Source organism: Hydrogenophaga sp. L99, assembly GCF_058731905.1.
Genome location: NZ_CM178972.1, coordinates 866,565 through 879,941 on the forward strand (window position 1 = coordinate 866,565; position 13,377 = coordinate 879,941).

13 protein-coding genes are annotated in these 13,377 nt (G+C 65.7%); 3 read left to right on the forward strand and 10 right to left on the reverse strand.

The window, feature by feature from the left end; translation table 11 throughout:
- Window positions 1-2 precede the first annotated feature (2 nt).
- Window positions 3-773, forward strand: coding sequence for a serine O-acetyltransferase (cysE, locus tag AC4QBL_RS04195; protein ID WP_472906600.1), 771 nt, complete (start codon window positions 3-5; stop codon window positions 771-773).
- A gap of 291 nt (window positions 774-1,064) precedes the next feature.
- Here the strand turns inward: cysE and AC4QBL_RS04200 are convergent, their stop codons facing one another.
- From AC4QBL_RS04200 to yjgA, 4 genes are read right to left on the reverse strand one after another with little or no spacing between them, the layout of a single operon-like run.
- The gene (locus tag AC4QBL_RS04200) at window positions 1,065-1,541 is read right to left on the reverse strand and encodes an FKBP-type peptidyl-prolyl cis-trans isomerase (RefSeq protein ID WP_472899401.1); all 477 of its coding nucleotides are present in this window, start codon (window positions 1,539-1,541) and stop codon (window positions 1,065-1,067) included.
- Between the two features lie 21 nt (window positions 1,542-1,562).
- On the reverse strand, window positions 1,563-2,555 hold the full coding sequence (locus AC4QBL_RS04205; RefSeq protein ID WP_472899400.1) for a hypothetical protein: 993 nt from the start codon (window positions 2,553-2,555) through the stop codon (window positions 1,563-1,565).
- 60 nt (window positions 2,556-2,615) lie between these two features.
- Window positions 2,616-3,215 (reverse strand): molybdopterin adenylyltransferase, encoded by a 600-nt coding sequence (gene mog, locus AC4QBL_RS04210; protein WP_472906601.1) that lies wholly within the window; start codon window positions 3,213-3,215, stop codon window positions 2,616-2,618.
- The gene (gene yjgA / locus AC4QBL_RS04215) at window positions 3,212-3,871 is read right to left on the reverse strand and encodes a ribosome biogenesis factor YjgA (protein ID WP_472906602.1); all 660 of its coding nucleotides are present in this window, start codon (window positions 3,869-3,871) and stop codon (window positions 3,212-3,214) included. Before yjgA ends, mog begins: the two co-directional genes overlap by 4 nt.
- A gap of 110 nt (window positions 3,872-3,981) precedes the next feature.
- Here yjgA and pmbA point away from each other — a divergent pair, with 110 nt between their 5' ends.
- Both pmbA and AC4QBL_RS04225 read left to right on the forward strand, forming a co-directional pair.
- Window positions 3,982-5,448, forward strand: a complete 1,467-nt coding sequence (gene pmbA, locus AC4QBL_RS04220) for a metalloprotease PmbA (protein ID WP_472906603.1) — start codon at window positions 3,982-3,984, stop codon at window positions 5,446-5,448.
- A 22-nt stretch (window positions 5,449-5,470) separates the two neighbouring features.
- Window positions 5,471-6,355, forward strand: coding sequence for an EamA family transporter (locus tag AC4QBL_RS04225; RefSeq protein WP_472906604.1), 885 nt, complete (start codon window positions 5,471-5,473; stop codon window positions 6,353-6,355).
- A gap of 17 nt (window positions 6,356-6,372) precedes the next feature.
- Here AC4QBL_RS04225 and AC4QBL_RS04230 read toward each other — a convergent pair whose 3' ends face one another.
- The 6 genes from AC4QBL_RS04230 to AC4QBL_RS04255 all read right to left on the reverse strand — a co-directional run bounded on the left by AC4QBL_RS04230 (window position 6,373) and on the right by AC4QBL_RS04255 (window position 13,373).
- Window positions 6,373-6,834, reverse strand: coding sequence for a GatB/YqeY domain-containing protein (locus AC4QBL_RS04230; protein ID WP_472899395.1), 462 nt, complete (start codon window positions 6,832-6,834; stop codon window positions 6,373-6,375).
- Between the two features lie 119 nt (window positions 6,835-6,953).
- Window positions 6,954-7,166 (reverse strand): 30S ribosomal protein S21, encoded by a 213-nt coding sequence (gene rpsU, locus AC4QBL_RS04235; RefSeq protein ID WP_011484193.1) that lies wholly within the window; start codon window positions 7,164-7,166, stop codon window positions 6,954-6,956.
- A 150-nt stretch (window positions 7,167-7,316) separates the two neighbouring features.
- Window positions 7,317-8,534 carry a BaiN/RdsA family NAD(P)/FAD-dependent oxidoreductase gene (locus AC4QBL_RS04240; RefSeq protein WP_472906605.1) on the reverse strand — a complete coding sequence of 406 codons (1,218 nt, stop codon included), beginning with the start codon at window positions 8,532-8,534 and terminating at the stop codon, window positions 7,317-7,319.
- Window positions 8,535-8,574: 40 nt separating this feature from the next.
- A complete protein-coding gene (gene cobA / locus AC4QBL_RS04245) occupies window positions 8,575-9,396 on the reverse strand; it encodes a uroporphyrinogen-III C-methyltransferase (RefSeq protein ID WP_472899393.1) in 822 nt (273 codons plus the stop codon).
- Between the two features lie 2 nt (window positions 9,397-9,398).
- On the reverse strand, window positions 9,399-10,355 hold the full coding sequence (ybiB, locus tag AC4QBL_RS04250; RefSeq protein WP_472899392.1) for a DNA-binding protein YbiB: 957 nt from the start codon (window positions 10,353-10,355) through the stop codon (window positions 9,399-9,401).
- Window positions 10,356-10,412: 57 nt separating this feature from the next.
- Window positions 10,413-13,373 (reverse strand): nitrate reductase, encoded by a 2,961-nt coding sequence (locus AC4QBL_RS04255; RefSeq protein ID WP_492131632.1) that lies wholly within the window; start codon window positions 13,371-13,373, stop codon window positions 10,413-10,415.
- Window positions 13,374-13,377 lie beyond the last annotated feature (4 nt).

Sequence of the window (13,377 nt, forward strand, 5' to 3'; positions counted from 1 at the left end):
GCATGTTTTCCCGTATCCGCTCTGACATTCAATGCGTTCTTGAACGCGACCCCGCCGCCCGCAGCACCTGGGAGGTGATCACCTGCTACCCGGGCTTGCACGCGGTATGGCTGCACCGCCCGGCCCACTGGTGCTGGACGCACGGCCTGAAATGGCCAGGCCGCTTCATTTCTCATGTGGCGCGCTGGCTCACCGGCATTGAAATTCACCCCGGCGCCAAGGTGGGCGAGCGGGTGTTTTTTGACCACGCCATGGGCGTGGTGGTGGGCGAAACGGCCGAAATCGGCGACGGCTGCACCATTTACCAGGGCGTGACGCTGGGCGGTACCTCGCTCTACAAAGGCACCAAGCGCCACCCCACGCTGGGCAAAAACGTGGTGGTGAGTGCGGGCGCCAAGGTACTGGGCGGCTTTGAAGTGGGCGACGGCGCCAAGATCGGCAGCAACGCGGTGGTGATCAAGCCCGTGCCGCCGGGCGCCACGGCGGTGGGCATTCCGGCTCGCATCATTCCCAGCAAATCCGGTGAAAGCGCCGACGTGACCGAAGTCGCGCCGAAGTTTCAGGCCTACGGCATCACGCAGGAAGACGACCCACTGTCCCAGGCCATGCGTGGCCTGATCGACAGCGCCGCCGGGCAAGAGCATCAGATTGCGCTGCTGTGGCAGGCGATCGAGACGCTTTCAAAGCAGCAAAAAGGCGACTGCGTGCCGGCCGACGCCGCGCGCGATGAGTGCTTTGAGGCTGACAAGCTGAACCAGCTGGTGGGGAAGTAAGCTTCCCCTCGCTCTTGCCGTGTGGGTCTGTGAACCCAAGCGCCGGCTGGCCGACTCCGCTCATGTCCCCCGGTTTGGGCTGCGCCCAAACCTCCTCCTTCACTGCGCTGCGCCGTCTACCCGGCGCTTCGGTTCACTTGCCGCACTTGTGCTGGTCAACGCCGGGCGATCCAGATGCGCGAGCTCTCACCGGAGCGAAGTGCCTGAACCCAGAACACCGCGGAACTGGCTTCGCCAGGCCGCTGGTGTTGCCCCCTGGGGGTGACGCGCGAAGCGCGGCGCGGGGGTGGGTCAATGGTGATGCCCGTGGGCACCGTGCGCGTGGCCATGCGCCACTTCTTCGGCGCTGGCGGGCTGCACATCCACCACTTTCACCGCAAAGCGCAGCACCTTGCCTGCCAGCGGGTGGTTGCCGTCCAGCAGCACGGTGTCGCCTTTGATCTTCATCACGGTGAACACCTGCTCGCGGCCTTGGTCGTCCACGCCTTGCAGCTGGCCGCCCACTTTCACGCCGGGGGGGAACTCGCTTTTTGGAATGCTCGTGGCCAGGCTTTCGTCGCGCACGCCAAAGGCGTCTTCAGGCTGCAGTTCCAGCGTGGCGGCAAAGCCTTTTTCCTGACCTTCCAGCGCTTTTTCAATGCCGGGCAGCGTGTTGTTGTAGCCGCCGTGCAGGTAGGCGCGGGGTTCCTTGCCGTCTTCCAGCAGCTTGCCCTGGGCGTCGGTGGCCCGGAAGGTGATGGTGACAACGGTGTCTTTGGTGATTTTCATGGGGTTCACTCCGGTTGGTGGTCAGACGATGCTGGCGAGATGGCGAGGCAGAGACTGAAGGCTCACGAAGGTGAGGTCGTACATGGCTGTGAGACTGCTGGCCTGCTCATCGGTGATGTCGGTGGAGCAAATCACGAAGCGGCTGCGCTCAATGCCCAGGCGTTTGCGCAGGCGCTGGTATTTGTCAATGTCGCGTCGGAACTCACCTGATTTGCATTCGATGCAGATCGGTGACTGGCCGGCAGGAAGCGCCACCACATCCAGTTCGTGCATATCCTCGTTGGGAAACAGCACTTTCACGCTTCGCCCACACGAAAAAGCCAATTTGCGCTGCTGCAAAACTTCCAGCAGCTCCAGCAGGGCATACCACTCCAGCCAGGCGCCTTCAAAGAATTGGCGCACCTTGGGTGCGGACTGCAGCGTGAGTCGCACCACCTTTTCAACCTTCTGGTAGTGGTAGCGGGAGAACAGTGTGTGGCTGTACAGCTGGCGACACAGCGTAGTGAGCTCCTGCACCTCCTTCTGGGCCATGCCGGTGAGGTCGATGTTCAGCCCGGTGTGGCTCTTGCGGTAGGCATAGGCCACGCGCTGGATCAGCTCGCCGAACAGGTCGTAACGGTGCCCGAGTTGCTGTGCGGCCTCATCGAAGTAGCCGCTGGTGTCCACGTTGCTGTGGTCGAACTGAGCCTCGATCTGGCGCGTCTTGAGCCACTGCTCAATCGGCGCGTGCTGAGCCGCCGTGGCCAAGTCTTTGTTGCTGGCGTTGTCGGCACCTTGGTTGAGAGAGGCCTCTTCTGTCGCTGTCGCCGGTTCGCCGTCGTTGTTCGGTTGCTCTTCGGTCTTGAGTACTTTGATTTCACGCACGGCTGCCGCGTAGCGTTCAATCAACTTACGAACATAGAACGCGGTGTCGAACACGGAGCAGGGGGTCTGGCAGGCTGCGCAGGGCACTTGGGTGCCGGCCACGGGCGATTCACTGACGTGGCCGCACTGGTTGCAGCGGTAAACGGGCATACAAACTTCCCTGAATTTTTGAAGATGTGGCAGACCGTCTCGGCGGTCCTGGCGCGTTATTCAGCGGGCTGGGCGCACAGCCGACTTCGGGCGAAAGCCTTTGCAGACTTCGTCGTTCGTTTCCAGGTACGGGCCGCCAATCAGGTCGATGCAATACGGCACGGCGGCAAAGATGCCGTTCACCTTCTGCGTGCCATCGGCGTTTTTCAGGCCTTCCAGCGTTTCGGCAATCGCCTTGGGCTGGCCGGGCAGGTTGATGATCAGGCTGCGGTCACGGACCACCGCGACCTGGCGCGACAGGATGGCGGTGGGAACAAACGTGAGGCTGATCTGGCGCATCTGCTCGCCAAAGCCGGGCATTTCCTTGTGGGCCACGGCCAGCGTGGCTTCGGGCGTCACGTCGCGCAGCGCGGGGCCGGTGCCGCCGGTGGTGAGCACCAGCGAGCAGCCCGCGTCCACCAGCTCGATCAGCGTGGCGCTGATGCGGTCCACTTCGTCGGGGATCAGGCGCGGCTCGAAGCTGATGGGGTTTTTCAGCGCGCGCGTGAGCCAGCCTTGCAGCGCGGGCAGGCCCTTGTCTTCGTACACGCCGGTGCTGGCGCGGTCACTGATGGACACGATGCCGATGCGCACCGGATCGGGTTGCTGTGCGTCGCTCATGGTTGTTCGTCTTCCTCGGGGACGCCGTCGTCGGCGGCGGCGTTCTGGCGCGTCAGCACCGCTTTGACCAGCTGGAAAATCTCGCGGTAGGCCTTGCCGTGGCGCACCGCTTCGCCCGGCTGTTCCTGCGCCTGCGGGGCTTGGGCGTCCTTGCGTGCCTGGCGAATCAGGGCGCGCAGTTGCTGCACGTCGGCTTCGGTGTCCAGTTGCAGCCAGCGGGTCAGCGCGTCGTCGTCGGCAATCAGCTGGTCGCGCCACTGCTCGGCCTGGTGCAGCGACAGCGTGCCTTTGGCCGAACCTTTGTTTTGCTCGTCCAGCGCGGCTTCCACGGCGGCGAGGGTGTCTTGCGGCAGGCCGCGCATGAGCTTGCCGATGAACTGCATCTGGCGGCGGCGGCCTTCAAAGTTGGTGATGCGCTTGGCCTCGGCCACCGCGTCCACCAGCTTTTCCGACAGGTCGAGCCGCTTCATCAGGTCGGCGCGCAGCGTCAGCAGGCTTTCGCCCAGTTCCTGCAGCCGGTCGCTGTATTTTTTCAGGTCGGTCTTGCTCATGTCGACCGAGCCCTTGAGCTCGCGCTTGAGCTCAAGGTCCAATTCGCTGCCGATGGCGACGAACTGGCCACGGACGAAATAGCCTTTGGTGGGTTTGCGGGACATGAATTCCTGGGTGCTTGGTGGGTCAGGCTGGGAGCGCTGACCCCAACTGAATGAGGCTTCTGCGCGGTGCGCAGCAGCCGGTAGGGGCGGCAAGTATCATAGCCGTCGACATGAAAAAAGCATCGAACACCCCGCCACGCGCTCGCGCGACCCATTCTGCAACCGCATCCAGCCCAGCCGCAGCGCCCGCCAGTGCGCGCGCGCCGTTGGCGGGCTTTCAGTACGCCCGCAGCCAGTTTGAAGAGCTGGTGGACCTGGCGCTGTCCCACGCCAAACACTTGGGCGCCGCCGATGCGGCCGCCGAGGTGTCCGAGGGCGCCGGGCTGAGCGTGTCGGTGCGCAAGGGCGAGCTGGAAAACGTGGAGCGCAACCGCGACAAGTCGCTGGGCGTGACGGTGTACCTGGGCCAGAAGCGGGGCAACGCCTCCACCTCCGACTTCTCCCCCGACGCCGTTCGCCAGACGGTGCAGGCGGCTTTTGACATTGCCCGCTTCACCGCCGAAGACCCGGTGGCCGGCCTGCCCGACGCGGCCGATGTGGCCGACACCTACCCCGACCTGGACCTGTTTCACCCCTGGGCCATCAACTCTGAAGAGGCGGCCCATATCGCCCTGGCGTGTGAAGCGGCGGCTTTTGCCACCAGCAAAAAGATCAACAACAGCGAAGGCGCGGGCGTGTCGGCCCAACAGTCGCACTTTTTCAGCGCCCACATGCGGGGTGGCGAACGCGGGGTGCCCGGTATTTTCAGCGGCGGCTACGCCAGCTCGCGCCACAGCCTGTCGGTGGCGCCCATCGCCGGCAAGGGCGCCAACATGCAGCGCGATTTTTGGTACAGCTCGATGCGCTCGCCCGAAGAGCTGGCCAGCCCGCAAGCCATTGGCCGCTACGCTGCCGAACGCACCCTGGCCCGCCTGAACGGCCGCAAGATCGCCACCACCGAATGCCCGGTGCTGTTTGAATCGCCCCTGGCTGCCGGCCTGCTGGGCGCTTACGTGCAAGCCACCAGCGGCGGTGCGCTGTACCGAAAAACCACGTTTCTGGGAGAAAGCCTGGGCAAGCGCGTGCTGTCCAAGCACCTCGACATCCTGGAAGACCCGCACATCATCAACGGCAAAGGCAGCTCGCCGTTTGACGACGAAGGCGTGCGCACGCAGGCGCGCAAAGTGCTGGTGGGCGGGCGGGTGCAGGGCTACTTTTTGTCCACCTACTCGGCGCGCAAACTGGGCATGCGCACCACCGGCAACGCGGGCGGCTCGCACAACCTCACGCTCACCAGCCGCCTTACCCAACCCGGCGACGACCTGAAAGCCATGATCCAGAAGCTGGGACGTGGTCTGTTGGTGACCGAGCTGATGGGGCAGGGCGTGAATTACGTGACCGGAGACTATTCCCGTGGCGCGTCGGGCTACTGGGTGGAAAACGGCGAAATCGCCTATCCGGTGCATGAAATCACCATCGCCGGCAACCTCAAGGACATGTTCAAAGGCATTGAAGCGGTGGGTGCTGACGCCTACAACTACGGCGCCAAAACCGTGGGCTCGATCCTGGTCAACCGCATGAAAATTGCCGGCAGCTGACCCCGGCCACCCGCTGTAAACCATGCGACCGGAGGCCCTGGCCCTGTTGGCTGCGGGCTGTTGGGCGGTCTCCAGCCTCTTTTCTGCACCGCCAGCGCAACGCCTGGGCGCTTTCGCGTTCAGCCGCTGGCGCATGCTGTTTGCATCGCTGCTGTTGTGGGCGCTGGCGCTGTCCAGTGGCGGCTGGAGCACGCTGGACGCTTCGGCCGTGGGCCTGTTGGCACTCTCGGGTCTGATCGGCATCTTTGTTGGCGACACCGCGCTGTTTGCCTGCATGAACCGCCTGGGGCCGCGGCGCTCGGGCGTGTTGTTTGCCTGCCACGCGCTGTTTTCCGGGGTGCTGGCCTGGGCCTGGCTGGGCGAGGTGCTGTGGGGCTGGGCGCTGCTGGGTAGCCTGCTGCTGGTGGGCGGGGTGATGCTGGCCATTGTGTGGGGCAAGCGCAGCGATGAATCACACCACTGGGAGCAAACGAGTGGCCGCCTGGTGGTGGGCGTGGGCCTGGGGCTGCTGGCGGCGCTGTGTCAGTCGGTGGCCACGCTCATGCTCAAGCCGCTCATGAGCACGGGCATTGACGCGGTGGCCGCGTCTGCGGTGCGCATGACGCTGGCGCTGGCGGCCCACGGCGTGTTGTGGTTGTTGTGGCGCGGCGCCCGCGCACAGGCGCCTGTGCGCTGGCAGGATGCCTGGCTGACCTTTTTGAGTGCGGCCGTGGCCATGGCGCTGGGCATGACGCTGATTTTGAAAGCCATGCACCTGGGCCAGGCGGGCTTGGTGGCGGTGCTGTCATCGGTCACACCCATTTTGATTTTGCCGCTGCTGTGGCTGGTGTACCGCCGCCGCCCGGCCATGGGCGCCTGGTGGGGGGCGGCGCTGGCGGTGCTGGGCACCGCGCTGATACTTCGCTGACCCCGTCAGCGGGTGGTTCAGCCTGCCAGCGCCGTTTTCACGGCAGCCGATACGGCGCCCATGTCGGCTTTGCCCGCCAGCTGCGCCTTCACAGTGCCCATCACCTTGCCCATGTCGCCAGGGCCTGCCGGGCGGCCCAGCTCGGTGCTCAGCGCCGACACGATGGCTTTCACCTCGGCCAGCACTTCGTCGGCCGACAGGCGCGCGGGCAGGTAGGCCTGCAACACCTTCATTTCAGCGGTTTCCTTGTCGGCCAGGTCCATGCGCTCGGCTTTGGTGAAGGCCTCAATGCTGTCCTTGCGCTGCTTGATGAGCTTATCCACGATGGCGACCACCAGGGCGTCGTCCAGCTCCACCCGTTCGTCCACTTCTTTTTGCTTCATGGCCGCCGTCAGCAGGCGGATGGTGCCCAAGCGCTCGCTGTCTTTGGCGCGCATGGCTGCTTTCATGTCTTCGGTGATGCGTTCTTTGAGGCTCATGTTGGGGCTCCGGTGTGCAGTGAAAGAAGAAAAACGATGGAGAACAAAAAAGCCCGCACGAGCGTCCTCTGGCGGGCTTTTTTGGTGGCTGCCGGGTTGCCCCGGGCAGCACAGCCATTTCAGTACAGCTTTTTGGGCAGCTGCATGGCGCGAATGCGCTTGTAGTTGCGCTTGACGGCCGCGGCCTTCTTGCGCTTGCGCTCGGCGGTGGGCTTCTCGTAAAACTCGCGGGCGCGCAGGTCTGTCAGCAGGCCGAGTTTTTCGATGGTGCGTTTGAAGCGGCGCAGAGCGACGTCAAAGGGTTCGTTGTCTTTTACGCGGATAGTCGTCATTGAAGAAAAAATTCCAGAATGCGCAAAAAGAGGATGACCGGGAGATCGGGCCCAGCCGTCATTTCTGCAAAGTTCCCCGACTGTTAACTAGTATGGGCCGACGGGGGTTTGCCAGCAAAGCCTTGGATTATAACGCTATCCCGCAAGCGCTCAAGTCGGGCTTTTGGGGAGTGCCTGTCCGCAGGCGTGGGCGCTGGCCCAGGCCCACTGGAAGTTGTAACCGCCGAGCCACCCGGTCACGTCCATCACCTCGCCAATGAAATACAGCCCGGGTTGTTTGGATTCCATGGTTTGGGACGACAGGTCGCGCGTGTCCACGCCGCCGAGCGTGACCTCGGCTTTTTTGTAACCTTCGGTGCCGGTGGGCGTCAGCTCCCAGCGCGCCAGGCGTTCGGTCAGGCGGGTCAGGGCTTTGTCGGTGGCGTCGCACACGGGGCGCTGCCAGTCGGCGTCTTGCGCCACCCAGGCGTCGGCCAGGCGGCTGGGCACCAGGGTGGCCAGTTCATTGGCGATCAGCTTGCGCGATGTGGCTTTGGCGCGCGCCAGCGCGGCGGGCAGGTCCATCTCGGGCGCCAGGTTCAGGCGAATGGGTGTGCCTTCGCGCCAGTAGCTTGAAATTTGCAGCACGGCGGGGCCTGAGAGCCCGCGGTGGGTGAACAGCAGGTCTTCGGTGAAGCTGGCCCGGTCTTTCTTGGTACCGGTTTCCATGGTCACAGGCAGAGAAAGCCCCGCCAGCGGGACATAGGCTGCCCAGGCTTCGCCGTCAAAGGTGAGGGGCACGAGCCCGGGGCGTGTTTCAACCAGGCGCAGGCCAAACTGTTTGGCCACCCGGTAGCCGAAGTCGGTGGCGCCGATCTTCGGAATGGAAAGACCGCCGGTGGCGATCACCACAGACCGGCTGGTCACGGTGGCGCGCTCGGTGTCGATCTGGTAGCTGCCATCGCCCGCCACGCGCAGGGCTTTGACGCCGCAGGGCTGCCAGCGCTGCACGCCGCCGGCTTCGCACTCGCGCAGCAGCATCTGGATCAGGTCGTCGGCCGAGCGGTCACAAAACAGCTGGCCTTTGTGCTTTTCATGAAAGGGCACCTGGTGGCGCTGCATGAGCGCAACGAAGTCGGCCGGGGTGTAGCGCGACAGCGCCGAGCGGCAGAAGTTGGGGTTCTGGCTGATGAAGTGTTTGTGGGGCGCGTGCGGGTCGAGGTCGCGGTTGGTGAAGTTGGCCCGGCCACCGCCCGAAATGCGGATTTTTTCGGCCACCTTGTCGCTGTGGTCCAGCACCAGCACCTTCAAGCCGCGCTGGCCCGCCACACCCGCACAAAACAGCCCGGCGGCACCGGCGCCCACAATCACCACGTCAAAATTTTCCATGGGCCGCAGTGTATGCGGGCCGCCGGTGGATGGCGGCGGCTCAGGCGGCGCGGTAGCGTGCTTCCAGCGCGTGGGCGTTGTTTAGTGGTTGGCCCATGGCGGCCACGCCGCTCACCACGTCGCCCAACACGATCACGGCCGGGCTGCCCAGCTGCTCGCGGGCGATGGTTGCGTGCAGCGCGCCCAGGGTGGTGATGGCGTGGCGCTGCTGGGGCAAGCTGGCGTGCTGGATGATGGCCAGCGGTGTGCTGGCGCTCAATCCGGTGAGCAGGTCGGCCTGGATCTGCGCGGCGCTGGACACGCCCATGTAAATCACCAGGGTGAGCTTGGCGTCCCGGGCGGTGGCGGCCAGGGCTTGCCAGTCGGTGCCGGTGTCGCCAGGCTTGGCGTGGCCGGTGATGAACACCACGCCGTGGGCGTGATCGCGGTGGGTGAGCGGGGCGCCCAGCGACGTGAGGCCAGCGAGGCCGGCGGTGATGCCGTTGAGCACCTGCACCTCAATGCCGGCCGCGCGCAGGTGCTCCACCTCTTCGCCACCGCGGCCAAAAATGAACGGGTCGCCGCCCTTGAGGCGCACCACCACCTCGCCTTCGCGGGCGGCCATGATCATGAGTTTTTCAATGAAGGCCTGCGGCGTGCTTTTGCAGCCGCCGCGCTTGCCCACGTGCACCACGCGTGCTTTGGGCGAGGCATGGGCCAGCACGCCGTCGCTCACGAGGTCGTCCACCAGCAGCACCGTGGCGGCGCTGATGGCGCGGGCGGCCTTGATGGTGAGCAGTTCCGGGTCGCCCGGCCCGGCGCCCACCAAGGTGACGGTGCCGGGGTTGAACGGGGTGACAGCGGTGTGGACGGTGGCGGGCATGTTCATGGTGGGCTGACCGCTGGAACGGCGGTTGTCTCATTGGTTTGTGTGGTGGGCTGGCGCTGCACTTCACGCAAGATGTGTTCCACCTGCAATGCAATCGGCGTGGGCACCGGTCGCGAGCCTTCCAGCACCGAGCGGATGTACGCCGCCGTGCTGGCCGCATCCACGTCGCGCGGCAGCTCGGGCAGGCTGGCCAGCGGGCCGTCTTGCGCGGCTTGCAGCAGGTGGCGCTGGCCGTCGCGGAAGGCTTCCATTTGCGGTGTGCGCCGGGCATCGGCCACCGGCTCGCCTTCGGTGCCGCGCAGCAGCAGCGCGTGCGCACCGGTGAGTGCAAAGGTCTCGGCCATGGAAACCGCGTATTCGGGGTGGGTGTAGCTGCCCACCACCAGCGCGCGGCCTTCGCAAGGGTTCATGAGCTTGACCAGGCTGTGCGCCGGGTTGCGCAGGCCGACTGCGCGGCGCACGTCCAGCAGGCGCTTGAGGCCGGGCAGCAGCACCTCGGTGGGCACCACAGCCAGCGCGCCCGCGCCGAGCGGGCCAACGCTGTGCGCCGCCGCAATGCCCAGCGCCGCCAACACGGCTTCGCTGGTGGCGCGCCGGTCTTCGGTGGCCGTGCCGTGCACCAGCACCGGCACGCCGTGGCGCGCCAGCAGCAGGGCCAGCAGCGGCGTGAGCACCGGCAGCTTGCGTGCACCGTTGTAGCTCGGCAGCACCACGGTGGTGAGCCCGTTGTCGGGCAGGCGCTGCAGGCGCTGGTGCGTGGCGTCCAGGAAGCCGGCCATCTCTTCGGCGGTTTCGCCTTTGATGCGCATGGCCAGGCAAAAGCCGCCCACTTCGAGGTCGGTCACCGTGCCGTCGAGCACCTGGCCGAACAGGTCGGCGGCTTGCTCGCGCGTGAGCGAACGCGCGCCGTCTTTGCCGCGGCCGATGACTTTGATGTACTGGCTGATTCCCATGGTGGGCGATTGTCGGGTAAGCCTGATGACTTCGGGTTATATGCAGATTTCAGCGTTTCAGCTGGCCTCTGCCGCCTGTTCCACCCGCGGCTGCGCGCGCACCAGGCGGCGCAACTCCGGCAGGCACGAGCCGCAGTTGGTGCCGCATTGCAGCTGGCCTTGCAAGCTGCCCAGGCGCTCGTCTTCGGTGCCTTCGCAGCGCTGCAGCTGTTCCTGTATGGCGTCTTCGTTGACGTTGAAACAGGTGCACACCTGGCGGCTCTTGGCCGTGACGGCAATGGGCGCTTGGGCACCGGGCATCAGGATCAGGCGGCCATAGGCACCCGCGGGCCGCGCGTCTTCCAGCAACGGTTTGATCCAGACTTCGGCCCGGGTGTCGCCAGCCAGCACAAAGCCTTCCAGCGTGCTGGTGTCGCCCTGTTTCAACAGCCGCGCCGTGCGGCGCTGTCCCAGGCGGCGGTCTGCGTAGCGCAGCGCGTCGGGCGTATTCAGGCCCAGCAGGGCTTCGATACGTTCAATGAGTCCCGCTTCGGGAGCTTCGTGTGCGGCGGCGCGAAACAGCACGCCGGTGCGTTCGCGCCCAAACGGCACACACGATGCAAAAGGAAACTGCGCCATCAACGCGCGCAAGCCTTCGCGGGCGTTCAGGGCCTGTTCGCCGGGCAGCCAGGCCATGCCCAGCAGCGTCCAGGGCAGTTCGGCCTTGAGCACTTTCACGGCGGCGTGTTTGAGCTCGGGCTGCTTGGATGTGGGGCAATAAGCCGAGGTGGTGAGGGCGTTGACCCCCGCCAAGGGCTCGCCGGTGCTGCTGACGCCGCTGAGGTATTCCGCGCCCCAGTGCATGGCCATGAACGCTTGCGACAAACCGAGCTCGCTGCTGGCCTGCACCGGCACCAAAATGGAGCCGCGCTTGCTGGTGACATGCACCAGATCGCCCGCCTTGAGGCCGCGCCGCGCCATGTCTTGCGGGTGCAGTTGCACCACCGGCTCGGCCACATGGCCAAACAGGCGGCCCAGCGTGCCGGTGCGTGTCATGCCGTGCCACTGGTCGCGCAGGCGCCCGGTGGTGAGCGAAAACGGGTAGCGCGATTCGCGCGGCTCGGCCAGCGGCTGCCAGGGCAGGGCGGCGAAGCGGGCTTTGCCGTCTGGGGTGGGGAAGACGCCGTCTTCGTACAGCCGGGTCTTCCCCACCGTTTCGCCTTCGCGCAGCGGCCATTGCTGCGGGCCTTGCTGCTCCAGCACCTGCCAGGAGAGGCCGGTGATGTCGAGGTCGCGGCCGCGGGTGGACTCGCGGTGTTCGAGCCAGATGGCTTCGGGGGTGTTGTAGGGGAAGAGGGTCTTCTCCGGCTGCTCCACAAATGGGGTCAGAGCCGAATTTCGCTGGAGGTTGTTGGCGGCCTCGGGCGCTGTTGTCCTGAATTCGGATCTGACCCCATTCGCTCCACCGTTGGCTTTCTCCAGTCGCTGCGCAAAGTCCACCACGATTTGCCAGTCGTGCCGCGCTTCGCCCGGCGCGGGCACGGCCGCCCGCACGCGGCTGATGCGGCGTTCGCTGTTGGTCACGGTGCCTTCTTTTTCGCCCCAGGTGGTGGCGGGTAGCAGCAGGTCGGCCCAGTCGCAGGTGGACGCGGTGGCATAGGCCTCTTGCACCACCACAAACTCGGCGCGCTCCAGCGCGCGGCGCACGGTGGCCTGGTCGGGCATGGACTGCGCCGGGTTGGTGCAGGCAATCCACAGCGCCTTGATCTCGCCGTCGGCGGCGGCCTGGAACATTTCCACCGCGGTCTTCCCGGGCTTTTCTGGAACCGAAGGCACGCCCCACAGCGCGGCCACTTCGGCGCGGTGCGCGGGGTCGGCCAGGTCGCGGTGGGCGCTCAGAAGGTTGGCCAGGCCGCCCACTTCGCGCCCGCCCATGGCGTTGGGCTGGCCGGTCAGGCTGAAGGGCCCTGCGCCGGGCTTGCCGATCTGCCCGGTGGCCAGGTGCAGGTTGATCAGGGTCGCGTTTTTGGCGGTGCCGCTGCTGCTCTGGTTCAGCCCTTGGCAATACAGGCTGAGCGTGGCGTGCGAGGTGGCAAACCCCTGGCCGTCAAGGCCAGCAAACCATTTGGCGGCGGTGTACAGGTCTTCCTTTTTCAGGCCGCACACGTCGGCCACGCGCTCGGGTGTGCAGTCGCGCACCAGCGCTTTGAGCGCTTCAAAACCGGTGGTGTGGGCCGCAATGTAGTCGGGCTTCACCCAACCTTCCCACAGCATGATGTGCAGCAAACCGTGGAACAGCATCACATCGCTGCCGGGCTGCAAGGGCAGGTACAGGTCGGCCAGGCCAGCGGTGTCGGTGCGACGCGGGTCGGCCACGATCACCTTTATGGCCGGGTTCTTTTTCTTGGCTTCTTCGATGCGGCGAAACAGCACCGGGTGCGCAAAGGCTGCGTTGCTGCCGACGATGAACAGGCAGGTGGCGTGGTTCACATCGTCATAGCAAGCCGGCGGCGCGTCGGCGCCCAGGGTGAGTTTGTAGCCGGCCACCGCGCTGCTCATGCACAGGCGCGAATTGGTGTCGACGTTGTTGGTGCCAATCAAACCCTTGGCCAGCTTGTTGAAGACGTAGTAGTCCTCGGTCAGCAACTGGCCACTGATGTAAAAGCCCACGGCGTCGGGACCGTGGTTGGCGATGGTGGTCGCAAAGCGGTTGGCGGCCAGGTCCAGCGCGGCGTCCCAGCCCAGCGGTGTGGGAGGCGCTTTGCGCGTGAGCCGCTGCATCGGTTGCAACAGCCTGGTCTGCCGGGTCACGGCGGGCGTGGCCGTGAGGTGCAGCGTGGTGCCCTTGGTGCAGAGCTTGCCGAAATTGGCCGGGTGGTCCGGGTCGCCGCGCACACCGGTGATCTGGTGGCCTTCGGTTTCGATGAGCACGCCACAGCCAACGCCGCAATACGGGCAGGTGGAGCGTGTGATGGCTTTGACCCCCTCTCCCCCTGGGAGAGGGTGGGGGTGAGGGCCGCTTCCGGCGTGCGATACCATGGGG

Coding starts and splice junctions, on each gene's coding strand:
- cobA (WP_472899393.1), bottom strand. CDS start 9,396: ATGCCCGCCACCGTCCACACCGCTGTCACCCCGTTCAACCCCGGCACC.
- cysE (WP_472906600.1), top strand. CDS start 3: ATGTTTTCCCGTATCCGCTCTGACATTCAATGCGTTCTTGAACGCGAC.
- yjgA (WP_472906602.1), bottom strand. CDS start 3,871: ATGTCCCGCAAACCCACCAAAGGCTATTTCGTCCGTGGCCAGTTCGTC.
- mog (WP_472906601.1), bottom strand. CDS start 3,215: ATGAGCGACGCACAGCAACCCGATCCGGTGCGCATCGGCATCGTGTCC.
- AC4QBL_RS04230 (WP_472899395.1), bottom strand. CDS start 6,834: ATGAGCCTCAAAGAACGCATCACCGAAGACATGAAAGCAGCCATGCGC.
- AC4QBL_RS04200 (WP_472899401.1), bottom strand. CDS start 1,541: ATGAAAATCACCAAAGACACCGTTGTCACCATCACCTTCCGGGCCACC.
- AC4QBL_RS04240 (WP_472906605.1), bottom strand. CDS start 8,534: ATGGAAAATTTTGACGTGGTGATTGTGGGCGCCGGTGCCGCCGGGCTG.
- AC4QBL_RS04255 (WP_492131632.1), bottom strand. CDS start 13,373: ATGGTATCGCACGCCGGAAGCGGCCCTCACCCCCACCCTCTCCCAGGG.
- ybiB (WP_472899392.1), bottom strand. CDS start 10,355: ATGGGAATCAGCCAGTACATCAAAGTCATCGGCCGCGGCAAAGACGGC.
- AC4QBL_RS04225 (WP_472906604.1), top strand. CDS start 5,471: ATGCGACCGGAGGCCCTGGCCCTGTTGGCTGCGGGCTGTTGGGCGGTC.
- AC4QBL_RS04205 (WP_472899400.1), bottom strand. CDS start 2,555: ATGCCCGTTTACCGCTGCAACCAGTGCGGCCACGTCAGTGAATCGCCC.
- pmbA (WP_472906603.1), top strand. CDS start 3,982: ATGAAAAAAGCATCGAACACCCCGCCACGCGCTCGCGCGACCCATTCT.
- rpsU (WP_011484193.1), bottom strand. CDS start 7,166: ATGACGACTATCCGCGTAAAAGACAACGAACCCTTTGACGTCGCTCTG.